The following is a 25896-nucleotide window of genomic DNA, read 5'->3' as shown; positions in this document are numbered from 1 at the left end:
GGTGTTCCCCCGCCCGGCGCCCCGATTTCGTCATAAGCAATTTCGATTCTCGCGAATATTTAATTAATATTACTAATTAAAAAGTCATGAAAAAAATCACACGTTGGTGGATCGGGGCAGGCCTGGCGCTTGCGGCAGCAGGCACGAGCCAGGTCGCGTCGGCACAGTCGAGCGTCTCGCTTTACGGGGTGATCGACGAATACGTCGCAGCGCAGAAGAGTCTGGGTAAGGAACGCGCGTGGGCCGTGAACCCGGGAGGCATGTCGACCAGCTTCTGGGGCATGGGCGGACGCGAGGACCTTGGCAACGGCTACGCGGCGGTCTTCGCTCTGGAAGCGTTCTTCCAGCCGAACAACGGCAATACGGGCCGATTTGCGGGTGACACGTTCTTCGGCCGCAACGCTTACGTTGGTCTCGCCACGCCTTACGGCTCGTTCCTGCTGGGCCGTAACACCACGCCCTACTACGTGTCTGCGCTGCGCTTCAATCCGTTCTCCACATCGTTCGGCTTCTCCCCGGTGCTCAACCACCTGTACAAAGGCGTCTCCGGACAGGGGCTCGCGGGCGACAACGGCTGGAACAACTCCCTGCTTTACACCTCGCCGGGTGGCAACGACTGGCAGGCCAGTCTCATCTACGGCACCGGCAACAAAGCTGGCGCACAAGGTCAGAACCAGTGGGGTGGCAACGCCATCTACGCGCACGGGCCGTTCTCGGCGACCGTCGCTTATCAGCAGGTTCGCTACGACAAGACGCCCGGCGACCTGACATCGCAAATTGCCGGGTTCACCCTGCAATCCGCAGTCATGGCGGCCGTTGGCTATGACTTCTCGATCGTGAAGATCACGGCGTTGTATCAGTATCTCCACGACGGCATCGACAGCGGCGACCTGAACACGCACAGCGGGCAGATCGGCGCTTCGGTGCCGATTGGCAACGGCGCACTGCTGGCATCATGGATGTACGCCAAGAGCCACGGCCGTGGCGATCCGATCCGCTCGACGTGGTCGGTAGGTTACGACTACCGCCTGTCGAAGCGCACCGACCTTTACGCTGCCTACATGCAAGATCGCGCAACGGGCTACACCAGCGGCAATACAGCGGGTGTCGGTATGCGCATGGCCTTCTGAGATGACAACACACCACACCCCTGAGCATCAGTCGATGCGCGCGTTCGTTGGCGCGCTCGCACAGCGAGGCGAGTTGCTGCGCGTGGACGAGCCCGTCGACACCCGCTTTGAAATTTCGGCCTGGCTGGCGCAGTTGGCCGAAGGACCGGCCGTGCAATTCGACCAGATCGCCGGCCACGACACGGCTGCCATCGGCAACCTGCTGAACTCGGTCGATCGCATTGCGCTCGGCCTCGGCGTTTCGCGCAGTGAGATGCAGCACCGCATCGTCGCGGCCATCGAACAAGGCATCGCCCCCGAGCGGGTCGCGCATGGCCCATGTCAGGATACGGTCGTGCACACGCCCGATTTGCGCCGCGAGATCCCGGCCCCTGTCTTCTTTGCAAAGGAGACCGGCCCTTACATCACTGCGGGCGTCATCTTCGCGCGCGACAGCCGCACCGGAAAAGGCAATGTCTCGTTCGCACGTGTCAAGCTGCTCAGCGGTAATCGCGGCATGGTCGGCATTGCTCCCAACCATCACCTAGCGGTGATGGCACGCGAGGCCAAGGCCCGCGGCGAAACGTTGCCGATTGCCGTGACCGTCGGCAATCACCCGGCCGTATTGATCGCTGCCGCGCTCTATCTGCGGCTCGGTGACGATGAGCTGGAATGCGCAGGCGCCCTGCTCGGCGAACCGGTGCGCACGGTCGCATGCAAGACCATCGGTCTTGACGTGCCCGCCCAGTGCGAATGGGTGCTCGAAGGCACGCTCGACATCGACGAACAGCACGAGGAAGTGCTGGTGTCCGAGTTTCACGGCATGTACGAGCCCTACGGCAGCGGTCCTGTGGCGACCTTTCACTGCCTCACCCGACGGAACGACGCCCTGTTTCAGATCATCGAACCCGGCTATTACCCCGAGCACACGCTGATCGGCGGGGTCGCCATTGCCGCCGGGCTGGCGCGCACGCTCCGGGCGGTCGCCGTGCCAGTGCGCGAGGTGGCCGTCGGACATGGAGGCTGCGGGCGGTTGAGCGCAGTCGTCAGTCTGAACGCGCACCGTCCGGGCGACGCGCGAAAGGCGATGTTCGCGTTGTGGGGCAGCGTCAATCTGATCAAGAACATTACGATCGTCGACGAGGACATCGATCCGTGGAATCCGTCGCAGGTCGAGTGGGCGATAGCCGCCTGCATGCGCCCCGACCGCGACTTGCTGATCGCGCCCGGCGTGCGCACCGATCGCTCTGAGCCGATCAAACAGGGCGGCGTGGCCACCAAACTGGGTATCGATGCGACCCGAAAGGCTGGCGACCGGCCAGACTGGACGCGGGCGGTCCCGCCACCCGACGTCATGCACCGCGTCGCGCAACGGATCGCGGCGAGCGGTGTGAGCGTCCCGGGCATCGCCGACGACCCGCCCCTCGACCCTTAACGTGGTGTTATGCGCCCCGAATATTAAGTCGCACGACGTTACCCGCGCACTTCCCTAACATCAAGACACTCCCGACGGCGCCCGTTCGCTGCCGGAAAGACATTCGCCTGGAGACCTTCTCATGAAAGACGTGCTTATCGACCCGGCCGCCGAGCCCCTGCCCCGTGCCGAAGCCGTAAAAGGGCATGCGGGACGCCGCGCCATCATCGCCGCGTCTGCCGGTAACGCACTCGAGTGGTATGACTTCACCATCTATGCGCTCTTCGCGGTCTACATCGGGCAGAACTTCTTTCATAACGACAATCCGACCGTGCAGTTGATGGGGTCGTTTCTCGCGTTCGGACTCGGTTACGTGGCTCGCCCGCTCGGTGCGCTACTCATCGGCTCTTATGGCGATCGCAAGGGCCGCAAGGCCGCCCTCACGCTCACCATCATGCTCATGGCGTTCGGCACACTGCTCATCGCCATCGCCCCGCCGTACACGGCCATCGGTATCGGCGCCCCGCTGCTGATCGTTTGCGGACGCGTGCTGCAAGGGTTCTCGGCTGGCGGTGAGGTCGGCAGCGCAACGGCGTTCCTCGCCGAGCACGCCCCGGCGCAGAAGAAAGGACAGTATGCGTCTTGGCTGCAAGCCAGCATGGGCATCTGCAACATCTTCGGCGCACTGGTAGCCACACTCGTCACCACGATCTTCACGCAGGATCAGATCACTGAGTGGGCATGGCGGATTCCGTTCATCATCGGTCTGGCGATCGCCCCCGTCGGTCTGTGGATGCGCAAGGCCCTCGACGAAACGCCGCACTTCAAGCGCGAAGCACAGCGCATGAAGCAGGCTGGCGCCGCCAAGAAGATGCCGCTCATGCAAGTGCTGCGCGACCATCCGGCGCGTTTGCTCGTCGGCTTCGGACTGTCGACGCTCTGGGCCGCCGGCCCCTACGCACTCATCATCTTCATGCCGATCTACGTGCAGAAGTCGATGGGGTTCAGCAGCTCGCAGGCATTCACCGCAGCCTTCATCGGCAACTTCTTCCTGACGGCAGGTTGCGTCATGTCAGGCACACTCTCGGACAAGATCGGCCGCCGCACCATGTTGCGCTTTGGCGCCATTGCGCTGCTCGTCGGGGTCTATCCGCTGATGATGTGGCTCGGTACGTCGCACACCACGGCGACGCTGATCGTTGTGCAATCGGCCTTCTGCGCCATGATCTCGCTATTCGTCGGCGTGGCGCCCGCCGCGCTCTCGGAGATCTTCCCCACCGCCGTGCGCTCCTCCGGCATGTCGCTGTCGTACAACGCCGCCGTGACGCTGCTGGGCGGGTTTGCGCCGGCCATTCTGACGTGGATCACCTACACCACAGGCGTGTCGTTCGCCCCCGCCCTGTATGTGATGGGTGCGGCACTCGTCACCCTCGTCGCCATCTCCCTCATGCCGGAGAAGCGACACGACTGAGTCGCCAACGGGCCGGCCACGGGGCGTCGTCAAACGACGCTCCGTTGCATTTCGGGCACCTGCCTGCGATGCCGCCGCGCTTGATCAAGCCGTTCTGAGGGGGCGAAATTCGGCGATGCCATGTCCGGCGAGGCAGGCCGGGGTAAACGTTAGTTCCTCCCAGCAATAGAGAAGGTGGCAAACGCTCCTAATTGTGCGTTTTTGTCGGGCACTACCATGACTTCACCGTGAACAGTGTTTGCGGGCAGTCCGACAAAAATTCATAGGAGACATGGCATGCTTCACGACCTTCCCGCACGTCCCGACACGGTGCATTGGGGCTATTTCGACGCAACGCAAACACCGGCGCTGACCATCAAGAGCGGCGATTTCATTCGCGCCGAAGCGGTAACGCATCACGCGGGCGACGCCCCCGATCTGATGATGGACGACGCCGTGCGCGCCATCTACGACAAGATCCCTCACGAAGACCGTAACCCCGGTGTACACATCATGACCGGGCCGATCTACGTGGAAGGGGCGAAGCCGGGCGATATGCTAGAAGTCCGCTACCTTCAGATGATTCCCCGCTTTCGTTTCGGTGCCAACGTGGCGGCCCATTGGGGCCAGTTGTACGACGATTTCCAGAAGGAACGCGTGACGATCTACGAGCTCGATAACCGCTCGAACACCGCCCACGCCCTCTTCGCCTTCGACTATCCGGGCAAGCTCACCACACCCGGCAAGATCGTCGATCACCGCGAATGCTGCAAACAGCCGGCACTCGCCGGCGTGCGCGTGCCCGTGCGCCCTCACCTCGGCACCGCGGGCGTCGCCCCCGACGCGCAAGGCCGTGTCACGACCGTCGAACCCGGCCTGCATGGCGGCAACATCGATAACTGGCGCATCGGCGCCGGGGCCACCATGTACTACAAGGTGCAGGTCGACGGCGGCCTGTTCTCCATCGGCGATCCGCACATCTCGCAAGGCGACGGCGAAGTCAGCGGCACAGCCATCGAAGCCTCGCTCAACGTGCTGTTCCAGGTCGTGCTGCGCAAAGACTTCGAGTTCCCCTCGCCGCTGCTGGAAACGCCCGACTGCTGGATCGTTCACGGCTTCCATCAGGATCTGGACGAAGCGGGCAAGAACGCCGCACGCGACATGATCCAGTTGCTCACGGAACAGCAGGGATTGTCGCGCGACGACGCCTACTCGCTCATGAGCGTGGCCGCGGACTTCGGCGTCACGCAGGTAGTCGATGGCACGCAAGGGGTGCACTGCACCATGCCGCGCAGCATCTTCCCGCCCAAGTCGACGAAGTCGTAATCGGTCCGGCGCCGCACCGCAACAGGAGAACCCGCCATGCATTACGTCTACATCGGGCGCAACGAGCTTGTCGCCCTGATCGTCGGATTGGTCACCGGGACGCTGTATTCCTGGCTCAATCTGCCCATTCCCGCGCCGAACGTGCTCGGCGGCATCTTCGCCATCATCTTCACGTACCTCGGCTATCTGATCGTGAACGCGTGGCGCCGGTCGGTCACGTTGGGGCGCCCGCCGGCCGAAGGGGCCAATGAAACACTCACCGCCCGTTCTTCCTGAGGAGGCCGTCATGGTAGAAATCACCCTTGGCGCCACCGAGTTACAAGCCGCCGCCGTGGGATTGGTGACCGGTGTGCTGTACACGAGCGTGCGCGCCCCCATTCCCGCACCCAATGTGCTTGGTGGGATCTTCGCCATCGTCGGCACGTTCATCGGCTTTGTTTTCGTGGCCGCGATGCGGGGACAGTTGCAGTTCGGTTAGCGGGCTTGCACTATTGACGCCTGGTCGACGCCATCCCCGGCGCGGCGCCCGCACTCGGCGCCGCGCCGGGGTGCCGTCATTGTCATTACCGAAGGAGGACGGGTTTTGGATCGCGCGCACTTCTCTACCGAATCCTATGCCTACGATCAGCGCGGGCCTGCGTGGCAGGCCCGTCTGCTCGACGCGCGTCTGCACTTCCGGTCGCCCTCGCCCGACCAGCCGCTGCATGGCACCTTGCTCACGCATCGCACGCCGGGGGGCATCGAACTCTCCGTGATTTCGTCGACGCCGCAGATCGTGTCCGCCAGAGCGGGGGGCGAGCGCGGCTTCCTTCTCATCATGCTGCTCGACGGTCAGGCCGAGTTGAGCACAGCGCAACGTGTCGACGGTGTAGCGCTCGCGTCCGGCGACATTGCCTGCATCCCCGGCGCCGAAAGCGCCGACCTCGTTGCCAAGACGCCGTTTCGACTGGTGTCGGTACACATTCGGCATGCGCTCATTGCGCCGCGGCTGGGCAGTGCGCCACCGGTTCATGCCGGCAAACTGCCCGAGAACGTTGCGCGCCTGTTCGGTGGCTTACTCAGCGCGCTCGCCGCGCAGCTCGAGTCGATGCCGTCCCCCGATCCCCACGCCCTCGAACCCGTCGAGAACGTGATTCTGGAATGCCTTGCGTCGGCGCTCGCTGCCATCAAGCCACCAGCGACCTCAGGGCTGTCGACATCGCGCTCGATTGTGTTCGCTCGCATCTGTCACCGGATTCAGGCGCGGCTGGCAGAACCCGATCTGTCACTGTGCGCCATCGCGAAAGACGAGCATGTGTCGGACCGCTACCTGCGAAAACTCTTCGAAGGCTCGGGACACAGCTTCTCCTCCTACCTGCGGCAAAGCCGTTTGCAACGCTGTTACGCCGATCTGCAGAATCCGGCCTACGACCAGTTGTCGGTGTCGGACATCTGCTATCGATGGGGCTTTAACGATCCGTCGTATTTCAGTCAGGCATTTCGTGAGCGATTCGGTCTGTCGCCGAAGGCCAGCCGCGATCAGGCGATGCGCTCGCGCGTACTGCCGGAGCGCGCGCGAATCTCGCGAGGACACCCCGACGTACCGGCCGGCCTCGCACAACGGGCAGCCGCCGTGGCCCACACGGGGCTGCGTGCGCCGAGCGGCGACGTGATGGCAGGCGACGTCGATCCCTACCGCGCCCTTCCCCACGAGACCGGTCAGCACCACTATCTGCGAGCAACGTGTGACACGGTGCATTGGGGGTATCTGAGCCGCGATCTTCCACCGGTGCTGACGGTCAACTCCGGCGACACGGTCACGATCGAGACCCTGACGCAACATGCGACCGACGATTGGGCGCGTATGGTGCAGGGCGATCCCGGCGCCGAGAGCGTATTTCATTGGACGCCCACGCAAAAGAATGTCGACCGGCGAGGGGCTGGGCCGATGGATGCGTCGGTCTACGGACGCGGTGCCGGCGAAGGGTTCGGCGTTCACATCTGCACAGGCCCCATCGCGGTCGAAGACGCCATGCCAGGCGACGTGCTGGAGGTCAGAATTCTCGATCTGCGTCCACGGCCCAGCGCCAACCCCGAGTACGCGGGCAAGGCGTTCGGCAGCCATGCGTCGACATGGTGGGGCTTTCACTATCAGGACATGCTCACCTCGCCGCGCGAGCGTGAGGTCGTGACGGTCTTCGAGATCGACTGTCATGAGGATGGCGACGGCGACGTGGCACGCGCCCTTTACAGCTTTCGCTGGACACCGCAGCAAGATCCGTTTGGTGTCGTGCATCCGACTATCGATTATCCTGGCGTGCCGGTGGACCACACCCGCATTACCAAGAACTACCGCACGCTCAGGCACGTGGAGATTCCGCTGCGGCCCCACTTCGGCGTGCTCGCCGTGGCGCCTGCGCAGGACGGCCTCATCGATTCCATTCCACCATCAAGCTATGCCGGCAATCTCGATAACTGGCGCGTGACGCGAGGTGCAAGTGTGTTCCTCAAGGTCGCCGTGCCCGGCGCGCTACTCTCCATCGGCGATCCGCATGCGTCACAGGGCGATGCGGAGCTTGGCGGCACGGCGATCGAATGTTCGCTCACCGGCAACCTCCAGTTGATCCTCCACAAGAAAGCGGCGATCGATGCCGACGCGCCGTTCGCCGACCTGACGTATCCCTTAGTCGAGACGCCAACGGAGTGGATCATTCACGGATTCAGCTCGCCGAATCATCTGGCCGAACTGGGGCAGAAGGCGCAAAGCCAGATCTACATGAAGTCAACGCTCGACAGCGCCCTGCGCGACGCCTTCCTCAAGGCACGGCGCTTTCTCATGCAGGTCAAGCGACTGACCGAAGACGAGGCTACGGCCATCCTCTCGGTGTCCGTCGACTTCGGCGTGACGCAGGTCGTGAACGGCAACTGGGGGGTTCACGCCATCATTCGGAAGGGGATGTTCACCGATTAGGGGGACGGCAGGCTGCAGACCGCCCACGCGCTGCGCATCACCGCAAAATCGGCAAATCGTCTGTCGATACATTGGCGTCCAAGGAGCGCAAATGAAACCCGAGACCCGCCTTCGATATGCCCAACGCATGGCGCCCGTGCTGGAATGGCTGCCGAACAGCGGGCTGGAGCCCGCCGACTTCCCGATGTTCGAGCAGTATCTCAACGATCCCCGCTCGACGCCTGCGGCGCAGTTGCAGACCCGGATCTGCCTGCCGGTGAAGTAAGGGCAAGCAAGGCCTGCGCCTGCGTGCGCAGGTCTTGTGCCCCCGGGTGAAAGCCGAACGGGATGGATCTCGCCATCCCCGGCAATATCTTGCGGGCGCTTCGGGAATAGGCAGGATCGTAGTGCCGGGTAATGAGCGCTTCCGACAGTTCGCGGTGCTGTCCGCCGTCGAGCAGCGCCAGCCATTCATCGACGACCGCGCGGCCATGCAGCGGCACCAGTCGAAGCAGTTGTGTCCGGAACTGCCCCGGAGACGTCAGCAAATGACCATACTCCTGCATCAGCAGGTCGATACGCTCATCCAGGGAAACACTCACTTCAACGCAGGTCGTCGCCCCGCGCAGCGACGTCATCAGCGATTCGGGCAGCGTGACGAGCCCGATCCTGCGGCTCTCTGCTTCGACGAATACCGGCTGCTTCGGATCGAATCCGCGCAACACGCCGATCAACGAGGTGTCGAACGATTTTTGCGAGGGTTGAGGAACGTCCGGCATCGCGCCGAGCAAGGAGCCACGGTGTCTGGCGAGCGCCTCGAGATCGAGCGTCTGCGCGCCCACCTCCGCCAGCGCGTTCAGCAGCCGCGTTTTGCCGCTGCCCGTGTGCCCCGTCAGCACGATGTATCGCAGCGTCGGCGGCAACGCCTCGAGCGACGCCACGACATCCCGACGGTAAGCCTTGTAGCCCCCTTCGAGTTGACGCGCTCGCCAGCCGATCATGTTCATCATGACGTTCATCGATGCCGAACGCGAACCTCCTCGCCAGCAGTAAATGAGCGGGCGCCAATGGCGCGGCCGGTCGGCGAACGTCGTCTCTAAATGGGTGGCGATGTTGCGCGCGATCATGGCCGCCCCCACACGTGAGGCCTCGAACGGAGACACCTGCGTGTACATCGTGCCGACGATGACACGCTCTTCGTTGCTGAGCACCGGCACGTTGATGGCGCCGGGTATGTGGTCGTCGGCAAATTCGAGGGGCGTGCGAACGTCGATGATCTCGTCGAAGTCGCCAATGTTTTCCAGTGAGTCGCGAAGGAAGTTCATCGTGCCCCCGCCGCCAGTTGCCCGCAATGCGTGCCATATGGTGTACGCGATGTCGCTTGCCCCGGCGGGCTGTCGCCCAGACCGGCGCGCACCTTTGCCGCGCGGTCGATGATGCGCGTGGCGCCCTCGGCATCGCCTGCGCCGCCCAACGCCAGCGCGTAATCGTCGAGTAGCTCGACATAGGCATAAGGCACCTTGCGTGCTGCCTCCATGCGGTCGAGGGAACCCAGCGCCCGGCCGAAGTACTTCGCCGATTGCGCAAACTGGCGCTGTACCAGCGACAGACGCGCCAGTTCGATCAGCGCAGGATACCGGTAGCGCGCCGTCAGAATATCGAGGTCGTAGGCAAGGCTCAGTTCTCGCTCTGCTTCGGTGTAGTAGCAAGTCACCCCTAGCGCCCGGCCGTAGTCGAAGTGAATGGCCGCGCGTTGCGACGCCGGCCAGCCAGACTGGTCGGCCACGAGGACGGCCTGCCCGAAGGCGCGACGCGCACCGTCCCAGTCGCCGCGCACTTCCGCTGCGCCACCCAGCGCCGCGTAATCGGGCCCTGCAGGCCCCGGCGGGTTGCGCTCAGTCGTACTGCACCCCGCCGCACTCAGCACGCCACCGAGCGCGCACACCATGGCCAACCACGTCAAAGATCGAATCATCGGGAAAAGGACACTGCCGGAAAATCACCTGTCGCGGGACACCTCCGTCTCGCGCTCGCCCGACAGAATACCGCGTCGCACCTGAACACCCCAACGTTGGCGTCCGCTCAGGAAGTGGCCCCACCCCAGCGCAGCCCCCGCATGACGCATCAACTGGAACGAAAACGGCTCCAGTACCGCCGCGACGAACGCCATCCCGAGGCTCGTGCCCGTGCGATGCCCGGTCCAGCGTCGATAGGCATGCACCGACCAGAGATGAAAGCCCAGATCGATGACGATCTTGCCGAGGATGATGCCCGACACCGGCAACACCACCCCGTAATGCCCCTCGCATACAAACGTGACGAGCAGCGCAAACGCGGTGAGCCCATAGATCGGCTGGAGCGTGTCGAATGCCTTCACAGGTAGCATCCAGCGTCCCAGATTGCCGTAGCGGCCGTTGCCGACCATGTCGCGGTACCAGTATTGCGTCTGGAGAAAGCCCGCGAACCAACGGCGACGTTGACGCAGAAAGCTCGTGAGCGTACCCGGCGCATCGGTGATCGCCTGTGCGCCGCCGACGACCCGGACCTCCCACGCCAAACCGTGCGTGACCGAATAGCGGCGCAGACGATGGATCAGCTCGTAGTCTTCGACCAGACACGCCGGATCGAACCCACCCACCGCCAACACCGCCTCGCGACGGAAACAGGCGAACGCGCCCGAAATCAACAGCAGGCCGTCTGCGCGCATCCACGCGAAACGCGAGATGAAGTTACGGATGTACTCGTAAGTCTGGAAGCACTGAAGCACGCGCGCACTCGCCGTGGTGCCGCACACAGGTGTCAGCACGCCGGTGGCGGCAACCAGTTTCGGCCGACGCGCAAAGGCGTCATGCATCGCAGCACAAGCCTCGACGTCGAGCAATGTGTCGGCGTCAACGGTCATGACAATGTCCGTGTCCAAGCCTACCAGCGCCGCATTGAGTGCGCGCGCCTTACCGCCATGCGGCACACGGAGCCATCGCAGATTCGGATATCTCGGGCTCGGTGCACTGAGCCCGCCAACGCCGGGGTCGGCGAGGCCGTACTCGCCGGTGAGCAGCGCGAGCGTGCCGTCCTGCGAGCCATCGTCGGCGATCACGATAGCGTCGGGCACCTTGCGCCCGGCCATGAGCGCACGCAATGTGACCGGTAGCGCCGCCGCCTCGTTGTGCGCCGCGACCACGACGCCAAGCGTCAGGCGAACGTTGGCGACATCGCGACCGGCAAGCGCCGCCATGCCCTCGGGATCGGGACGCGTCAGGCGCCATGCCTGCCAGAACACGAACGCGAGCAGCACGGTGTCATACACGACATAGGCCACGCCCGTGCCCCAGGCAAACACCCCCTTGAGGAAAAATGCCTGCGCGAACAACAGACACCACAGCACTGCGACACCGGTGTGCACCAGCCAACTGGCCAGCGGCGTCGGCGGCAGTGTGAAGCGCGGCGAGTGTGCCTCGCGCGCGGCTTCGAGCCGCGATGTCGTCATCGTCATGTCGGCGCTCACGGCAACATCCGGCCAAGCACCGGGTGACGGTCGATCCACTGATGCTTGAGCGCACCACCGATATGCAACGCCAGCAGCACGTACAGGCTGTAAGCGCAGTAAGTGTGGACGGTACCCAGCACATCGTGCCAGTAGTCCTTGCTCGCATCGCTCATCGCCATCAGGAAACCCATGCGCGGAAACGGCACGCTGCCGAACAGCACCAGCGGATGCGTCGATGCCGCCACCCACGCCGAGTCGTGCGCCCAGCCCGAGAGCGGCAGCGCGAAGATCACGACATACAGCAACCAGTGCACGAGATGCGCCGCCGTGCGCTCCCACGACGCGAACACCTGCGAAAGTGCGGGAGGACGATGCGTTGCGCGCCACAGTATGCGCAGGATCGCGAGGCCCAGCACGGTGATGCCGATGGACTTGTGCAGATCGATCCAGAAACGCACGTCGATCTTCTCGAGCGTGGCGTCGGACAGCAACGCGATGGTCTGGCCGATGGCGACGTTGCCAAGCATCAACAATGCCACGGCCCAATGCAGCAGCATCGCCACACGGGTGTATTTGGCGTCTTCGTGTCGCGCCACACCGGCATTGTGCGCAGACGCCGAAGAAACTGAGGGGGGCAGAGAATTCACGTCGGAGATCCTGAAATCACAGTGGAGATGATTGCATAACGCGGGTTGAATCGCGCTTATTCCCGCGTTGCCGTAAAAAAGATGGTTACGGGCGGTTACAGCGCACGTTCAGCCCCATATTGGGGCTCGGCACGGAAAAACGTCTCACAGTCGGCATTTCGTCTCTCTGGCGCCGAACCTGTCTTGCGAGCCCGACGCAAAACCGCGATGATCGGTTTTCCGTGCGCAGCGCGTCAGCCAACTGCGCGCCATTCAGGAGACAAGCCATGCCACGCAGCACTGCCGAAAAACGCGCCGCCTTTCGAGAACTCCATCTTGCCGGTTGCTTCGTGATCCCGAATCCGTGGGACGCCGGCAGCGCGCGGTATCTCGAACACGCCGGCTTCAAAGCCATCGCCTCGACCAGTTCGGGCTTCGCCTGGTCAACGGGACGCCCCGACAACGGAGTAACGCGCGACACCGTCCTCGCCCATTTGCAAACGCTCGTCGACGCCACCGACCTGCCCGTCAATGCCGACTTCGAAAGCGGCTTCGGCAAGACGCCGGATGAGGTAGCGCAAAGCGTCAAGATGGCCGTGGCGACCGGCGTTGCCGGATTGTCCATCGAAGACTCGACGGGTAACGTCAACGCACCGCTTTTCGCGCTCGACGAAGCTGTCGCACGCATGAAAGCCGCACGCCGCGCCATCGATGAAACGGGGGGCGACACACTCCTCATCGGCCGCGCCGAAAACTTCTTCGCCGGGGTCCCCGACCTCGACGACACCATCGCACGGCTGCAAGCCTATGCCGAAGCGGGCGCCGACTGCTTGTATGCGCCAGGCATTCAGTCGGCAGACCAAATCCGGGCGGTCGTCACGGCCGTGGCGCCCAAACCGGTCAACGTGCTGATCGGGGCGACGTCACCGCTGACGCTGGAAGATCTGGCCGATCTGGGCGTGCGCCGCGTGAGTGTCGGCGGCGCGCTTGCCCGGGCGGCATGGGGTGGCTTCATCCACGCCGCCACAGCCCTCGCCCAAGGTCGTTTCGACGGCTTCGACGGCGCTGCCAGCGGCGCAACACTCAACGGGCTGTTCGGGCGCGGCGAATAATCCCTACGCGTTGGGGCTCAGGAGGCGCGATAGATGACGGCAATCGGTGCGGCAAGGACATGACCAGTGACTTTTCGTCGATGGACGCAGCGCAACCCGCCCGGGACAATGCGCTGTCAGCCGATGCGCCGCGTCGCGACGTCCTCCGAATGCGGCTCGCACGGCGTTCCCATCAGACGGAGTCGCCCCCATGAACACGCCGCACGAGGCCTTTGCCATTCCCACGCCGCTCGGCGCACCGCTGCCCAAGCCACGCGTTTTCGATAACGTCGAGGAGGAGCGCGCCGACCGGAAGCTGCGTCTCGCCGTCGCTTTCCGGATCTTCGCCCGCTTCGGTCTTGCAGAGGGCATCGCTGGCCACATTACCGTGCGCGACCCCGAGTTTCACGACCGCTTCTGGGTCAATCGCTACGCGCAGCATTTTTCGTCGATCCATCCGGACGATCTGATTCTCGTCGACGAAACGGGGGGACTGCATCACGGCGAAGGCCCGGTAAACGCTGCGGCCATGGCCATACACGCCGGCATTCACGCCACCCTGCCCCACGTGACGGCGGCCGCACACACGCACACGACACATGGACGCGCGTTCTCTGCCCGCACGCGGGCGCTGGCCCCGATCAATCAGGAAGCGTGCCTCTTCTATGACGACCACGTGCTGTTTCGCGGCGACGTGCTGGTGCTCGGTGCCGACGAAGGTCGCCGTATCGCCCAGACAATGGGACACAAGCGCGCCGCCGTGTTGCTCAACCACGGGTTGCTGACCGTGGGCTCGTCCGTCGATGCCGCCGCCTATCGATTTCTGGCGATGGAGCGATGCGCGCAAGTGCAGTTGCTCGCCGAAGCCGCCGGCCCGCTCGAAGTCCTCACCGATAGCGAAGCCCGCGAGGTGCATCGTCTGCTCGGCTCGGACTATGTGGCGTGGCTGGGCTATCAGGGCCTCTACGAACAGGTGCTGCGCGAAAGTCCCGACTTGTCGGTACTGGCGACCCGGTAGGCCTCGGCCGCCCGACGCAACCAGGCGTCGAACTGACGCAACGGTGCCCAGTCGCGGCGCTGCGCCGGATAGGAAAAGTAGATGGTTTGCGGATTGGCGAGCGTATGCGGGTGCGCCTGCACCAGCGCGCCGCTGGCCAGTTCGCGCTCGATCAGCACGCGGGGCAGCAACGCCACGCCAAGTCCCGCAACCGCCGCGTTGATCGCCATGATGAACATGTCGTAACGCTGCGCGCTACGCGCGGGTTTGATGTCCATGCCGACCCCAGAGGCGTCGGATACCCCCACCGACGCGAACCAGTCGTCCCACACACGCGGCAGGTCGCGCGGGCAGATCCATGACAGCGCGGCGATCTGTTCCAGCGAGAGCGACGTCTGCCCTTGCAGCAAACGCGGTGCTGCGACGAGCAGGAGCGCATCATCGGTGATAAGGGCACTGCCGGGCATACCGGGCCATAACCGCGTGCTGAAGTAGACTGTGGCGTCGAACGCGGAATCGTCGAAGAACACCGGTTGATCGCGCCCGAGAATGTGCAGGCGAACATCGCGCGTGTTCGCATAAAAATCGTCGAGCCGTGGAATCAGCCATTGCGCGGCAAAGGTCACGCCGACGGCAATTTCCAGTTCCGTCTCGCGCCCCTGCTGCACGACGTCGAGCGTATCGCGTCGAATCTGATCGAGATGCACCCGAATGCGCTTGGCATACTCCGCACCGGCCGGGGTCAGTACGAGCCGTTGCTTCACGCGCTCGAACAACGCCACACCCAGATGCTTCTCCAGTTCGCCAACGCGTTTGCAGACGGCGCCGTGCGTGAGCGCAAGTTCCTGCGCGGCCTGGACGAAATTCTGATGACGCGCGCTGGCCTCGAAGGCCTGCAACGCCGAGAGGCTGGGAACGCCCAGTCGCATGGTGTCTCCTGCGGGAATACGAACTAGCCCGACAGTCTATGCGAAGCGTTCCGGGGAAACAAAGCGGCCCGCCATGCCAGAGCATCGACGGGCCGCGAGCGGCTGGACGAGCGAGCCTTACCCCTCCAACCCGGCCATCTTCTCCAGAAGTTGCGTGGCGGCCCAGATATCCCCTTCCGGATACATCGAGATGGTTGCCTGCATGACCTCGTAGGCGGCACTCGTTGTGAACATTGCTACGCCATGGCGCCGGGCCAGCCCCATGCTGATCCCCAGATCCTTGTAGATCGTTCCCACATGCGCGCCCGACGCCGAAAAGCGGCGCGCGAGAATCATGTTCGTCGTATTTCGGACCAATGGGCTTCCCACGACGCTTTCCGAGAACACTTCGGCCAGCTTGTCACCGGGGATACCCGCTTTCCGCCCCAGCACCATCGCCTCGCAAAGCGCCGCAAATGTGGCGCCGATCAATGCTTGCAGGGCCGCTTTGGTCGCCTGCCCCAACCCGATCTCCTCGCCGACGTGGGTGATCGTCCGCCCGACGGCAGCCAGTAGCGGACGGTTTTCCTCGAGCACCGCTGCCTGCCCCGCCACCATCAATGCCAGCGTCCCCGCTTCGGCACCGAACTGACCGCCGCTCACCGGGGCATCGAGCAGATGAATGCCGGCCGACGACAACCTCGCCTGCAATTCCTGTACGGCAGTATCACTGACGGTAGACGTCACTATCACCGTCGAGCCGGGCCGCATCACCGTTATCAGCCCGCCTTCGCCATGGACGACGGCCCGCATCTGCTCTTCGTTCATCACCATGACGAACACGGCATCCGCCACCTTGCCGACATCGGCCAGAGACAGCGCAAACCGACCGCCCGCCTCGACCAGCAACTTCCCGGGCGCCTCCCGAACGTCAAACCCGATCACTTCGTGCCCCTGTCCGATCAGGTTGCGCGCCATGGCCAGGCCCATATCGCCCAGCCCGACAAATCCGACTCTGCTCATCGTCATCTCCAACGTGTCTGAGGTGATGCGACGGGGCCGTTTCCGCCCGCCGCGCCATCCATGTCATTCCCAGCGAGATTGTCAGTTTGCCGTACCCTCAACGTTCAGCCCCGTGCCGGAAATCGGCACTCCCGACACGCTCGCCGTTTGCTTCGGTGTTCGCAGCAGTCCCACTATTCCCAGACAGAGAAGCCCGACAATGACGAACATACCGATATCGGCGCGGCCGGTCGTCTCTTTCACATAACCGATCATGTAAGGGGAGAGGAAGCCGGCAAGATTGCCCGTGGCGTTGATCGTCGCAATACCAGCGGCGGCCGTGGCGCCGGCAAGCATCGCCGTGGGAATGTTCCAGAACAATGTCGGGACCGACATCGCGCCCATACTCGCCAGACAAAGTCCGGCGATGCCCAATGCGGGATGACGGGCCCATACCACGATCAGCAAACCGGTAGCTGCCATGGAAAATGCCGTCACCAGATGCCACCGGCGTTCTCGGCATCGATCCGAGCTGTAACCGAAAACCACCATGCTCACCGTTGCGCACAGCGCAGGCAGCGCGGAGAACAATCCGATCGACCATTGATCTCTCACGCCCATCGATTGCACCAGCGTCGGCGTCCAAAAACTGATCGCGTACAGCGCCGAGTTATAGGAAAAGTAGATGAAGATCAGCAGCCACAGCTTTCTGTTACGCATCAGCTTGCCGAAACCGATCGACAGCTTTTGGCGGTTCTCCTGTGCAAGCACGTCCGTCAGATACTGCTTTTCATGCGCCGACAACCACTTCGCGGTCGCGATTCTCTCGTTGAGAAAGAAGAAGATGTAGACGCCGAGCAGTAGCGTCGGCACGGCCTCCAGCAAAATCAGCCATTGCCACGACGCCAAATGACCGATACCGGACATCTTCGAGAGGATCAGCCCCGACATCACGCCGCCTGCCGCACCCGCGAGCCCGAGCGACGTGTAGTAGATGCTCCAGGCCCGGCCACGGTATGCCGCAGGAAACCACTGGCTCGTGTAGTAGATGACGCCAGGCGCGAAACCCGCCTCGGCAAGTCCGAGCAGAAAACGCATCACGTAGAACTGGGTGGGTGTCTGGATGAATATCGTGAGGGCCGAGATCAGCCCCCACGTCAGCATGATCCGGGAGATCCATCGACGCGCACCGACGCGATGCAAAATGGCGTTGCTGGGCACCTCGAAGAGAAAATATCCCAGGAAAAAGACACCGGCACCGAAGCCATAAACCCCATCGCTGAATCCGAGAGCAGGCGCCATCTCCAGTTTTGCAAACCCGACATTCACGCGGTCAAGGTAGGCAAGAAAGAATCCCAACATCAGCACGGGCAATATATGCCACGCTGTTTTCCTGAATAGCTTGTCCGGGTCGATCGCGTCCATGTCTTCATCTCCTGGTAGTTCTTTATCGTGTGTTTTGTTTTGTGTTGGTCATGAGCGCGGGGCAGCGATGCCCCGTCGCTCAATGACTCAATGAATGTGGCTGCCGCCGTTGGCATCGATCTCTGCGCCGGTCACGTATGAGGAGAGAGGGCTTGCGAGAAACAGGCAGCAACCGGCAATCTCGGATGCCTCGCCTGCCCGTCCAAGCGGCGTCTGGGCCAGGAGCATCGCCCGGCGATCCGCCGGAATGCCACCTTGTGTGATGTCGGTATCGATCATTCCCGGACAGATCGCGTTCACCCGAATGCCCGCCGGCCCCAGCTCTCGCGCCATGGCCTTGGTCAGCCCCAATACCCCCGACTTGGACGCCGCATAGTGAGCGCCGCCGAATACACCGCCGCCGCGCTGCGCAGCCACGGAAGACATGTTCACGATGACGCCACGTTGGCGGGTTTTGAAATGCGGCACGAACGCCTGACTCATGAAGAACGTGCCACGCAGGTTGATGTCGAGCACGCGCTCGTAGGTGGCATCGTCGATATCCATGAAGCGATCCGGCGAGGCGATGCCTGCGTTGTTGATCAGCACGTCGACCGCGTCGAAATCGCTGAGAATCGCCGTGGAAACGGCCTCACATTGCTCACGAGATCGCACGTCACAGGCATACGCCTTGTGACCCGTGCCAGGCAGGATGGCGCAAGTCGCCTGCGCATCTGCCAGGTTCAGATCCAGGACCGCGATGCGGGCCCCCTGCTGGGCAAACAACATGGCCGTTGCCCGGCCGATGCCCCGAGGGGTGCCGGCGCCGCTGATGACACAGGTATATCCGTCTAACAACATTTTCGAATGCTCTCTTGGGTGTCTCTGTCGTGGCGTCAGCGAATACGCCTTCGCCGCGAAAGGTTGAAATCAACTCGGCCAGCGCGTACGCGACCGAAACTCACTCACGCGCACTCAGGCGCGGCTCACGATGTCGTCCATTTGGGGGTAATCGGTGTAGCCGGCATCATCACCGCCATAGAAGCTGGGGACGTGAGGCTCGTTAAGCGGCGCCCCGTGTGCATAGCGTTCGACCAAATCCGGATTGGCGATGTAGGCGCGGCCAAACGCGACCAAATCCGTCGCTCCATCACCGACCGCGCGCTCGGCCAGGCCGAAGTCATAGCCGTTGTTGCCGATATACGCGCCCCGGAAGGCTTGCCGGATCTTTCGGTAATCGAGCGCGGGACCGAAATCGCGTGCGCCGCGTGTTTCGCCCTCGATGACGTGCAAATACGCGGGGGCAACCGTGTTGAGCGTTTCAACGGCATGGAAGAACAGCGGCAACGGATCGGAATCGAAAGCGCCATTGGCCGGGGTGACGGGCGAGAGCCGTACCCCGAGTCGATCACCGCCAATCTCGTCGGCAACCGCTTGCGCCACTTCCCGCAGAAAGCGAACGCGGTTCTCGATCGAGCCACCGTAGGCATCCGTGCGGTGGTTCGACCCGTCGCGCAGAAATTGGTCGATCAGGTAACCGTTGGCCCCATGCAGTTCCACGCCATCGAATCCGGCGGCAATGGCATTGGCGGCGGCGCGCCGATACTTGGCGACGACATCGGGAATCTCTTCTAGGGTCAGCGCACGCGGGGGGGAGGTCGCGACGAAGTCACCCGCGACCCATGTGCGCGCCTGCGCCTGAATCGCCGACGGCGCCACCGGGGCGACGCCGCCGGGCTGGAGCGCAACGTTGGACACACGACCGACGTGCCAAAGCTGGAGGAAGATCCGTCCGCCGCGCTCATGCACCGCATCCGTGACCTCGCGCCAGCCAGCAATCTGCTCGGCGGAATGGATGCCCGGCGTGAGGTCGTAGCCCTGAGCTTCCGGACTGATTTGCGTGGCTTCGGAAATGATCAGGCCGGCCGAGGCTCGCTGGGCGTAGTACTTCACCATCATGGCAGTCGGCACGTTGCCGGGACCGACGCGATTGCGGGTCAGCGGCGCCATCACGATCCGGTTTGGCAGGACGAGGCGCCCCAGGGAAAACGGGCTGAGTAGTTTTTTCGAGGTCGTCATGATGCTTTCGTCTAGGTTTTGATTTGAAAAAAGGTGCACGCTCAAGTGCAAGTCAGGGAATGGAAACGCCGGCGTCGTCCGACACCCAAGAGGCAAGCTCCTCACTTGAAAAAATGAACTCCACGACGATGTCGTTGGGATCGGAGACGAAAATCTGGTGCTCTCTCAGGTCGGGGACAGTGCGCGCGCGATAAGCGATCTCCAGCGCGCGCAACCGCTGCTCAAAATCCGGCAGTCCCTCACAGCGAAATGCGATGTGATCCAGCGCACCACTTCCCGACGGGCCGATACTCGGGCGTTCCCCCAGATACCGCGACAGTTCCTCATCTGCATCGACGTCGGCTTGAGCGAGGTGAACCACGGGCTGCTGATTCCTGTAGAGCCAATAGCCAGGAAACTGGAATGCGGGTCTCGGCCCTACGTGCAACTCCGCCACCTTCATGAAGAATTCCTTGGTTTCTTCCAGCTTCGCGGTGCGAAGCGTGAAGTGATCCAGTCCGAGCATTGCCATTTCGCCCCCTTGGACAATCATTAATTATCGATTGATAAATTAGATGTTGGACGGAAGCATGTCAACCAAGGGGTTACCCGGACAAAACCTCGGAATTATTTGACGTTAACGCATGGATTTCATCCGAGAGCTACAAGCGGCAAAGGCTCACGCGAGAGATCTCAAGTTATTTTGTGATAAATTAGCCAACTAAAACCAGGATCACCCGAACGGAGCCGCCATGAAGAAACCTCAGCAAACCAGCGAGACTGAGGCCGGATCGAAGGAAATCGGAAACTCCGGGGCCGCCCCCGCAACGAGACGTCTTGCGCCCGAAGATCGCGAGCATCAGATCGTTCAAAGCGCGATCTCTTTTTTCGCCAGCCGCGGATTTGAAGCGAGCACGCGAGATCTGGCGCGCGAACTCGGCGTTACGCAGCCATTGCTTTACCGGTACTTTCCGACCAAGGATGCGCTGGTCGACCGTGTCTACGAGGAGGTGTTCGTGCGGCGCTGGAATCCCGACTGGGAGGAGTGGCTCGCCGACAGGTCGTCGACACTTGCTGAGCGTATGAAGCGCTATTTCCGGGACTACGCCCGCTTCATTCTCCGCAGTGAGTGGGTACGAATTTTTATCTTCGCCGGACTCTCTCGTCCGGGAATCAATCAAAAGTATCTCGATCGCCTGAAGGAGCGCCACTTCAAGGTCATGGCGCGCGAGATGCGCCATGAATACAAGATTCCCGATCCTGCGTCGCCTCAGGAGGAAGACGACGAAATCGAACTGATCTGGGCCATGCACTCGAGCATTTTCTATATCGGCGTGCGCAAGTGGGTCTACCAGCAGCCCGCGCCCAAGGACCTGGACCGCATCATCGATTTACGCGTAGACGCATTCCTCACAGGCACGCCCCAGGTGTTGCTTTCGCTGCGCGCCTAGTCGTTCTGTGATTGGCGAAGCGGCTTTGAGCTCCCCTCGATATCTGGCCCGGAGCGAAGCGCCCTGCTCGCCTCGGTGTGGCGGCATCGATTTGACGCGCGCTCTTGTCGACAACTCGGCGATTCGCGCCACGCCGGCGAAGAAAAACCGGCCCGAATTCCACGGACCGGCGCAAGCTCGGCAGCCCCCTCGTCGTCGACGCGCAAGACATGTTTAAGATCTTTTCCAAAACGATTGCGCAACCGCTTCTTGGCCAACCTTACTCGACGTGCGCCACGCCGCCTGCCAGGACCGCACCACCCGCCACCTCCTTCGGCAATGCCCACGACATCCAGTGCGTGCGCAGCGCGAGAACCAGCACGAACGCCAGCGCCGCCAGCGCACCGAACGTGGCAAAGCCCATCTGATAGCTGCCCGTCGATTCCTTCGCGATGCCCATGATCACTGGCAGATAGAACCCGCCGATGCCACCCGCAGCGCCGATGATCCCGGACATCAGGCCTGTCTTGCCCTGCCAGCGTTGCGGCACGAGTTGGAACGTTGCGCCATTGCCAAGGCCGAAGCACACGTAGACCAGCACGAGCAGTGCGATACCGGCACCTTGTGGTGGCATCCATGCGGCGAAGATCAGATCGATGGCCGAGATTGCAGCGAGCAGCAGCACCAGGGCACGCACACCGGAAATCTTGTCGGCGACCAGACCTCCGATCGGACGCACCAGGGCGCCGAGGAACGCGAGCAACGACATGAAGAGGCCCGCTTCGATACGCGCCATGCCGTATAGAGAAATCAACAATGTCGTGACATACGAGGACATGCCGACGAAACCGCCGAACGTGATGCTGTAGACCAGCATGATCACCCACGTATCGCGCTCGGCCAGCACACCGCGATAATGGCGCGGCAGGACGGCAATCGCGAGCAACGCCCCCAGCACCGGCAGCAACAGCACGCCGGCCTTGCCTTCCCCGAATGCGCCTGCATGCACGCACAGCACGAGGGCAATGAGGCCGAACACGGTGATGAAGAAGCTCGTGAATGCGCGCGTTGCGCTGCCCGATTTCACGCCCTGATCCTTGGCCCAGAACACCAGCGCCAGCGCAGCGAGCGCGAGCAGCGGCAATGCAGCCCCCGCCGCGTGCGCCCACCCGTAGTGCTCGGCGAGTCCGGGGAACATGAAGCCGTCGAGCACCGCGCCGACATTGCCTGCCGCCGCAAGACCGAGCACCAGACCCTGTACCTTCGGCGGGTAGTTGCTGCCCGCCATCGGCAACGCCACCGCGAAACTTGCCCCGCCGATACCGAGGAACACGCCCAGCACCAGCAGCAGCGTGTACGACGGTGTTCCCGGCATCAGCAACAGCACCACCGACGGGATGGCCGAGAGCGTGAGCCCCATCAACGCAATCTTGCGACCGTCGAAGGCCTGATACAGATTGCCCAGCGTGACGCGCAGAATCGCCGCCCCCAACACCGGCACGGCCACGAGAAAGCCGGTCTGTGCGGGTGTCATCGCAATGTCTTTGCCGATGAACGGGGCCAGAGGTCCGAGCATCACCCAGACGGTGAAACCGGTGTCGAAGTAGAGAAAACACGCAACCAGCGCGCGCCAGTTGCCACTTTTCAACGATTGCGTGAGCGTGCTCATGGATACCCTCGTGTTCGAATGCCGAAAAAAAAGCGTCCCGAAGCCTTACGCCTGTGAACAGGCCTATGGCTTCGGGACGCCGTTGCCCCGAAGTCCCCGCTCGCGCGGGGGTATGCATGCGGTGCAGAAAATTCGCTTGTCTTCACTCGGCCACCGTTGGCCTTGCGCAATGACTAGCAAGTGGTGTGCCAAGGGGATGTTCAACGAAGGCGGCATCGCCGCAGACGTCCATACTGCGGCGGTTTGCGAAAGGGAGGAGCGCGTGAAGGCGATTAGTGCCAGAGCACACACCGGTGGCGCGGCCCCCATGCGGTGGCATGACAACGGGCACAATGCCGCATCGCGATGCGGCGGCGCACCATTAACGTGCGCTCACTTGATAGTTCAGGGCAATTTCAGGACAGTCGGAACTTAGCCGCATCTGGGGCCCACCGAACGGCCGCAGCCCCTCGGCGACTTCCATCACCAGCATCGCGTCCGGCGGCGGTTGCGAGTTATGCGGTTCGCGGTTCGCCCAAAGACCCGACGGGGCACGGCGTTAGTGGATAATCGAACCGCTCGCCGTCATCGTCCGGACATTGCCAATGAATGCCAAGCTCTTCCCGCACCTGGTTCGCTTTCACCCCCGGCTACTCATCGCCATTGCCATCGGCGTGCTCGCCGGTCTGTTCGTTCAGCTTGCAGTGAAGGGCGAGTTCAGTCCCATCACCCGAACCCTGATCGGCTGGAACGCGGGCGCGTGGTCGTACCTCGCGATGATCTGGTTCATGATGGTCACCGCGCCCAAACGCAGCATCGAGCGTTTCGCAGAACAGGAAGACCAGAGCGCCGCCATCGTGCTCACGGTCGTCAGCCTGTCGGCCATTGCCAGCGTGGTCGCCATCATCCACATTCTGGCCAGCGCCAAATCCGGCAGCCCGCACCAGACGTCCGAACATGTGCTGTTCGCGGCCGCCACGCTCATTGCCGGCTGGTTCCTCGTACCGACGATCTACACGCTGCACTACGCACGGCTGTACTTCACAGACACCGAGTCGCCCTACGCGCTGGCGTGGCCAGACCGTGACTGCGATCCGGATTACTGGGACTTCCTGTACTTCTCGTTCACCATCGCGGTGGCGTCGCAGACCGCCGACGTCGCGCTCAAGTCACGCCGCATGCGGCGCGCCACGCTGGCACAAGCCATCCTCTCGTTCTTCTTCAATCTGGCCGTGCTCGGTCTGTCGATCAACATCGGCGCCGGGCTGCTCAGCTAAGCCACGCCGCGCGCCGCTCCCCACACCTCGCCCCGTGCGACATGACGTCGCACGGGATACCGACATAATCTTCTTTAGAAACATACAAATAGCACCGATGGCCGCACCGAAGCATGCCGCGTCAATGCGCCACATGTGACGACTTGTCACGCGTGCTGCGTCGCAGCATCTCCTAATATGCATGCAAATAAATGGCGATTAGTCTATCAATACGCCATACATGACAGGGTTTATTTGCATACATAGAGCGCAACATGACTGCCGTTCCGGAAGCCCTCGACCTCGCACGCCTGCAATTCGCGTTCACGGTCTCGTTCCACATCGTTTTCCCCGCCGTCTCCATCGGTCTGGCCAGCTTCATTGCCGTTCTCGAAGGTCTCTGGCTCAAAACACGTCAGCCACACTATCTCGATCTCTGCCGCTTCTGGTCGAAGGCCTTCGCCGTGTGCTTCGGCATGGGGGTGGTCTCGGGGGTGGTGATGGCCTATCAGTTCGGTACCAACTGGTCGGGCTTTTCGAGTTTCGCCGGAGCGGTGACCGGCCCGCTACTCACTTACGAGGTCATGACCGCGTTCTTCCTCGAAGCCGGCTTCCTCGGCATCATGCTGTTCGGCTGGAATCGGGTGAGCCCCCGTGCGCACTTCGCCGCCACCTTGTGTGTCGCCATCGGCACGCTGATTTCGACGTTCTGGATTCTCGCGTCGAACAGTTGGATGCAAACACCGCAGGGTTACGAAATCGTCGACGGCCGCGTGGTCGTGCTCTCGTGGTGGGACGTGATCTTCAATCCATCTTTCCCGTACCGTCTGGCACACATGAGCATCGCGGCGTTCGTCGTGGCCGCGCTGGTCGTGGCGGGCACCGGTGCATGGCATCTGCTGCGCGGGCGCCGCGATCCTGCCGTCAAGACCATGTTCTCGATGGCCATGTGGCTGCTGCTGATCTTCGCACCGTTGCAGGCCTTCGTGGGCGATCTCCACGGGCTGAACACGCGCGAACATCAGCCCGCCAAGCTCGCCGCCATCGAAGGGCTTTGGGAAACGAAGACCGGCGGCACGCCGCTCAATCTGTTCGGCTGGCCCGACATGGAAGCCGAGACCACGCGCTACGCGCTCGAAATCCCGCATCTGGGCAGCCTCATCCTCACCCATAGCTGGGACGGTGAGATTCGCGGTCTGAAGGAGTTTCCAAAGGACGAGCGCCCCAACGTGCCTCTGGTGTTCTGGAGCTTTCGCATCATGGTCGGTCTCGGCCTCGCGATGATCGCCGCAGCCCTTGCCGCCGTCTGGCTGCGCCGTCGCGGCACGCTCTTCACATCGCGCAACTTCGCTCGCGCCATGCTCGTGCTCTCGCCGACCGGATTCGTTGCACTGCTTGCCGGCTGGGTCACCACCGAGGCCGGGCGCCAGCCGTGGGTCGTCTACGGGGTGATGCGGACCGCACACGCCATGTCGCCGGTGAGCGCGCAGCAAGTGCAAGTGTCGCTGCTGATCCTCGTGCTGGCCTACTTTCTGGTGTTCGGCACCGGCGTGTATTACCTGCTGAAGATTCTGCGCGGCGGCCCGGTGCTGCCCGGCGATCCGTCGACGGCTCCCGGCAACGATCATGCGCCGCATGACGGACATCGCCTACCGCCCGCCGCGCACGCTGCGCCCGCCGTATCCGGCTTGTCCGGACGGATGGACACCGACCGCGCGCACGCCACCTGATCGCCGGCCCGACACGACATCGACCTTAACG

The 25896-nt window shown here is 62.9% G+C and carries 24 protein-coding genes; 13 read left to right on the top strand and 11 right to left on the bottom strand.

Annotated elements, in window-relative coordinates; genetic code table 11:
• Positions 1 to 86 precede the first annotated feature (86 nt).
• The 8 genes from PI93_RS12495 (at position 87) to PI93_RS12460 (ending at position 8514) form a co-directional block, all read left to right on the top strand.
• Complete coding sequence (locus PI93_RS12495) at positions 87 to 1130, top strand: porin (RefSeq protein ID WP_039371372.1); 1044 nt, start codon at positions 87 to 89, stop codon at positions 1128 to 1130.
• A 1-nt stretch (position 1131) separates the two neighbouring features.
• Complete coding sequence (locus PI93_RS12490) at positions 1132 to 2544, top strand: UbiD family decarboxylase (protein WP_052240719.1); 1413 nt, start codon at positions 1132 to 1134, stop codon at positions 2542 to 2544.
• A gap of 136 nt (positions 2545 to 2680) precedes the next feature.
• Positions 2681 to 3994, top strand: coding sequence for an MFS transporter (locus PI93_RS12485; protein WP_407945363.1), 1314 nt, complete (start codon positions 2681 to 2683; stop codon positions 3992 to 3994).
• Between the two features lie 276 nt (positions 3995 to 4270).
• Entirely contained in the window at positions 4271 to 5299 is a 1029-nt protein-coding gene (locus PI93_RS12480) for an acetamidase/formamidase family protein (protein ID WP_039371366.1), read from the top strand.
• Between the two features lie 36 nt (positions 5300 to 5335).
• The gene (locus PI93_RS12475) at positions 5336 to 5575 is read left to right on the top strand and encodes a XapX domain-containing protein (protein WP_052240718.1); all 240 of its coding nucleotides are present in this window, start codon (positions 5336 to 5338) and stop codon (positions 5573 to 5575) included.
• A gap of 10 nt (positions 5576 to 5585) precedes the next feature.
• Positions 5586 to 5777, top strand: coding sequence for a DUF1427 family protein (locus PI93_RS12470; protein WP_039371363.1), 192 nt, complete (start codon positions 5586 to 5588; stop codon positions 5775 to 5777).
• Positions 5778 to 5882: 105 nt separating this feature from the next.
• Positions 5883 to 8249 (top strand): acetamidase/formamidase family protein, encoded by a 2367-nt coding sequence (locus PI93_RS12465; protein WP_039371359.1) that lies wholly within the window; start codon positions 5883 to 5885, stop codon positions 8247 to 8249.
• Positions 8250 to 8340: 91 nt separating this feature from the next.
• Positions 8341 to 8514 (top strand): GyrI-like domain-containing protein, encoded by a 174-nt coding sequence (locus tag PI93_RS12460; RefSeq protein ID WP_080759221.1) that lies wholly within the window; start codon positions 8341 to 8343, stop codon positions 8512 to 8514.
• On the opposite strand, the gene mnmH is transcribed toward PI93_RS12460, so the two are convergent.
• Genes mnmH through PI93_RS12440 form a run of 4 tightly spaced genes read right to left on the bottom strand, consistent with a single transcriptional unit; the run spans position 8450 to position 12272 of the window.
• Positions 8450 to 9553: a tRNA 2-selenouridine(34) synthase MnmH gene (gene mnmH / locus PI93_RS12455; protein WP_039371356.1), complete on the bottom strand. Its 1104-nt coding sequence runs from the start codon at positions 9551 to 9553 to the stop codon at positions 8450 to 8452. The two genes, PI93_RS12460 and mnmH, sit on opposite strands and share 65 nt — an antisense overlap.
• Positions 9550 to 10203 (bottom strand): tetratricopeptide repeat protein, encoded by a 654-nt coding sequence (locus tag PI93_RS12450; RefSeq protein ID WP_052240717.1) that lies wholly within the window; start codon positions 10201 to 10203, stop codon positions 9550 to 9552. The genes mnmH and PI93_RS12450 overlap by 4 nt, the downstream gene beginning before the upstream one ends.
• A gap of 24 nt (positions 10204 to 10227) precedes the next feature.
• Positions 10228 to 11721, bottom strand: a complete 1494-nt coding sequence (locus PI93_RS12445) for a glycosyltransferase family 2 protein (RefSeq protein WP_201278448.1) — start codon at positions 11719 to 11721, stop codon at positions 10228 to 10230.
• Between the two features lie 8 nt (positions 11722 to 11729).
• Entirely contained in the window at positions 11730 to 12272 is a 543-nt protein-coding gene (locus PI93_RS12440; protein WP_236105870.1) for a cytochrome b, read from the bottom strand.
• 356 nt (positions 12273 to 12628) lie between these two features.
• Here PI93_RS12440 and PI93_RS12435 point away from each other — a divergent pair, with 356 nt between their 5' ends.
• Both PI93_RS12435 and PI93_RS12430 read left to right on the top strand, forming a co-directional pair.
• Positions 12629 to 13453, top strand: a complete 825-nt coding sequence (locus tag PI93_RS12435) for an isocitrate lyase/PEP mutase family protein (protein WP_039371348.1) — start codon at positions 12629 to 12631, stop codon at positions 13451 to 13453.
• Positions 13454 to 13643: 190 nt separating this feature from the next.
• On the top strand, positions 13644 to 14450 hold the full coding sequence (locus tag PI93_RS12430) for a class II aldolase/adducin family protein (RefSeq protein ID WP_039371346.1): 807 nt from the start codon (positions 13644 to 13646) through the stop codon (positions 14448 to 14450).
• Here PI93_RS12430 and PI93_RS12425 read toward each other — a convergent pair.
• The 6 genes from PI93_RS12425 to PI93_RS12400 form a co-directional block, all read right to left on the bottom strand.
• Positions 14396 to 15358, bottom strand: a complete 963-nt coding sequence (locus PI93_RS12425; RefSeq protein WP_039371343.1) for a LysR substrate-binding domain-containing protein — start codon at positions 15356 to 15358, stop codon at positions 14396 to 14398. The two genes, PI93_RS12430 and PI93_RS12425, sit on opposite strands and share 55 nt — an antisense overlap.
• A gap of 117 nt (positions 15359 to 15475) precedes the next feature.
• Positions 15476 to 16360, bottom strand: coding sequence for an NAD(P)-dependent oxidoreductase (locus tag PI93_RS12420; protein WP_039371640.1), 885 nt, complete (start codon positions 16358 to 16360; stop codon positions 15476 to 15478).
• 81 nt (positions 16361 to 16441) lie between these two features.
• Complete coding sequence (locus tag PI93_RS12415) at positions 16442 to 17764, bottom strand: MFS transporter (RefSeq protein WP_080759220.1); 1323 nt, start codon at positions 17762 to 17764, stop codon at positions 16442 to 16444.
• A gap of 87 nt (positions 17765 to 17851) precedes the next feature.
• Complete coding sequence (locus tag PI93_RS12410) at positions 17852 to 18604, bottom strand: SDR family NAD(P)-dependent oxidoreductase (protein WP_039371340.1); 753 nt, start codon at positions 18602 to 18604, stop codon at positions 17852 to 17854.
• Between the two features lie 114 nt (positions 18605 to 18718).
• Positions 18719 to 19822, bottom strand: a complete 1104-nt coding sequence (locus PI93_RS12405; protein WP_039371339.1) for an alkene reductase — start codon at positions 19820 to 19822, stop codon at positions 18719 to 18721.
• Between the two features lie 52 nt (positions 19823 to 19874).
• Complete coding sequence (locus tag PI93_RS12400; RefSeq protein WP_236105581.1) at positions 19875 to 20327, bottom strand: VOC family protein; 453 nt, start codon at positions 20325 to 20327, stop codon at positions 19875 to 19877.
• Positions 20328 to 20553: 226 nt separating this feature from the next.
• Here PI93_RS12400 and PI93_RS12395 point away from each other — a divergent pair, with 226 nt between their 5' ends.
• Positions 20554 to 21252: a TetR/AcrR family transcriptional regulator gene (locus PI93_RS12395; RefSeq protein WP_039371336.1), complete on the top strand. Its 699-nt coding sequence runs from the start codon at positions 20554 to 20556 to the stop codon at positions 21250 to 21252.
• Positions 21253 to 21511: 259 nt separating this feature from the next.
• Here PI93_RS12395 and PI93_RS12390 read toward each other — a convergent pair whose 3' ends face one another.
• The gene (locus PI93_RS12390; RefSeq protein ID WP_039371334.1) at positions 21512 to 22900 is read right to left on the bottom strand and encodes an MFS transporter; all 1389 of its coding nucleotides are present in this window, start codon (positions 22898 to 22900) and stop codon (positions 21512 to 21514) included.
• A 584-nt stretch (positions 22901 to 23484) separates the two neighbouring features.
• Between PI93_RS12390 and PI93_RS12385 the strand changes: the two genes are divergently transcribed.
• Both PI93_RS12385 and PI93_RS12380 read left to right on the top strand, forming a co-directional pair.
• A complete protein-coding gene (locus tag PI93_RS12385) occupies positions 23485 to 24156 on the top strand; it encodes a DUF1345 domain-containing protein (protein WP_039371331.1) in 672 nt (223 codons plus the stop codon).
• A 254-nt stretch (positions 24157 to 24410) separates the two neighbouring features.
• Positions 24411 to 25865: a cytochrome ubiquinol oxidase subunit I gene (locus PI93_RS12380; RefSeq protein ID WP_039371328.1), complete on the top strand. Its 1455-nt coding sequence runs from the start codon at positions 24411 to 24413 to the stop codon at positions 25863 to 25865.
• Positions 25866 to 25896 lie beyond the last annotated feature (31 nt).

Source organism: Pandoraea fibrosis, from assembly GCF_000807775.2.
Taxonomy (GTDB): domain Bacteria; phylum Pseudomonadota; class Gammaproteobacteria; order Burkholderiales; family Burkholderiaceae; genus Pandoraea; species Pandoraea fibrosis.
The sequence above is the reverse complement of the archived record's forward strand: the minus strand, read 5'-3'. Positions and strand labels throughout refer to the sequence as shown.

What these genes read in the sequence shown, in the direction of transcription:
- PI93_RS12495 (WP_039371372.1), top strand. Translation starts at nt 87, where the DNA reads ATGAAAAAAATCACACGTTGGTGGATCGGGGCAGGCCTGGCGCTTGCG.
- PI93_RS12490 (WP_052240719.1), top strand. Translation starts at nt 1,132, where the DNA reads ATGACAACACACCACACCCCTGAGCATCAGTCGATGCGCGCGTTCGTT.
- PI93_RS12480 (WP_039371366.1), top strand. Translation starts at nt 4,271, where the DNA reads ATGCTTCACGACCTTCCCGCACGTCCCGACACGGTGCATTGGGGCTAT.
- PI93_RS12475 (WP_052240718.1), top strand. Translation starts at nt 5,336, where the DNA reads ATGCATTACGTCTACATCGGGCGCAACGAGCTTGTCGCCCTGATCGTC.
- PI93_RS12470 (WP_039371363.1), top strand. Translation starts at nt 5,586, where the DNA reads ATGGTAGAAATCACCCTTGGCGCCACCGAGTTACAAGCCGCCGCCGTG.
- PI93_RS12460 (WP_080759221.1), top strand. Translation starts at nt 8,341, where the DNA reads ATGAAACCCGAGACCCGCCTTCGATATGCCCAACGCATGGCGCCCGTG.
- mnmH (WP_039371356.1), bottom strand. Translation starts at nt 9,553, where the DNA reads ATGAACTTCCTTCGCGACTCACTGGAAAACATTGGCGACTTCGACGAG.
- PI93_RS12450 (WP_052240717.1), bottom strand. Translation starts at nt 10,203, where the DNA reads ATGATTCGATCTTTGACGTGGTTGGCCATGGTGTGCGCGCTCGGTGGC.
- PI93_RS12445 (WP_201278448.1), bottom strand. Translation starts at nt 11,721, where the DNA reads ATGACGATGACGACATCGCGGCTCGAAGCCGCGCGCGAGGCACACTCG.
- PI93_RS12440 (WP_236105870.1), bottom strand. Translation starts at nt 12,272, where the DNA reads ATGCTGCTGCATTGGGCCGTGGCATTGTTGATGCTTGGCAACGTCGCC.
- PI93_RS12435 (WP_039371348.1), top strand. Translation starts at nt 12,629, where the DNA reads ATGCCACGCAGCACTGCCGAAAAACGCGCCGCCTTTCGAGAACTCCAT.
- PI93_RS12430 (WP_039371346.1), top strand. Translation starts at nt 13,644, where the DNA reads ATGAACACGCCGCACGAGGCCTTTGCCATTCCCACGCCGCTCGGCGCA.
- PI93_RS12425 (WP_039371343.1), bottom strand. Translation starts at nt 15,358, where the DNA reads ATGCGACTGGGCGTTCCCAGCCTCTCGGCGTTGCAGGCCTTCGAGGCC.
- PI93_RS12420 (WP_039371640.1), bottom strand. Translation starts at nt 16,360, where the DNA reads ATGAGCAGAGTCGGATTTGTCGGGCTGGGCGATATGGGCCTGGCCATG.
- PI93_RS12415 (WP_080759220.1), bottom strand. Translation starts at nt 17,764, where the DNA reads ATGGACGCGATCGACCCGGACAAGCTATTCAGGAAAACAGCGTGGCAT.
- PI93_RS12410 (WP_039371340.1), bottom strand. Translation starts at nt 18,604, where the DNA reads ATGTTGTTAGACGGATATACCTGTGTCATCAGCGGCGCCGGCACCCCT.
- PI93_RS12405 (WP_039371339.1), bottom strand. Translation starts at nt 19,822, where the DNA reads ATGACGACCTCGAAAAAACTACTCAGCCCGTTTTCCCTGGGGCGCCTC.
- PI93_RS12400 (WP_236105581.1), bottom strand. Translation starts at nt 20,327, where the DNA reads ATGCTCGGACTGGATCACTTCACGCTTCGCACCGCGAAGCTGGAAGAA.
- PI93_RS12395 (WP_039371336.1), top strand. Translation starts at nt 20,554, where the DNA reads ATGAAGAAACCTCAGCAAACCAGCGAGACTGAGGCCGGATCGAAGGAA.
- PI93_RS12390 (WP_039371334.1), bottom strand. Translation starts at nt 22,900, where the DNA reads ATGAGCACGCTCACGCAATCGTTGAAAAGTGGCAACTGGCGCGCGCTG.
- PI93_RS12385 (WP_039371331.1), top strand. Translation starts at nt 23,485, where the DNA reads ATGAATGCCAAGCTCTTCCCGCACCTGGTTCGCTTTCACCCCCGGCTA.
- PI93_RS12380 (WP_039371328.1), top strand. Translation starts at nt 24,411, where the DNA reads ATGACTGCCGTTCCGGAAGCCCTCGACCTCGCACGCCTGCAATTCGCG.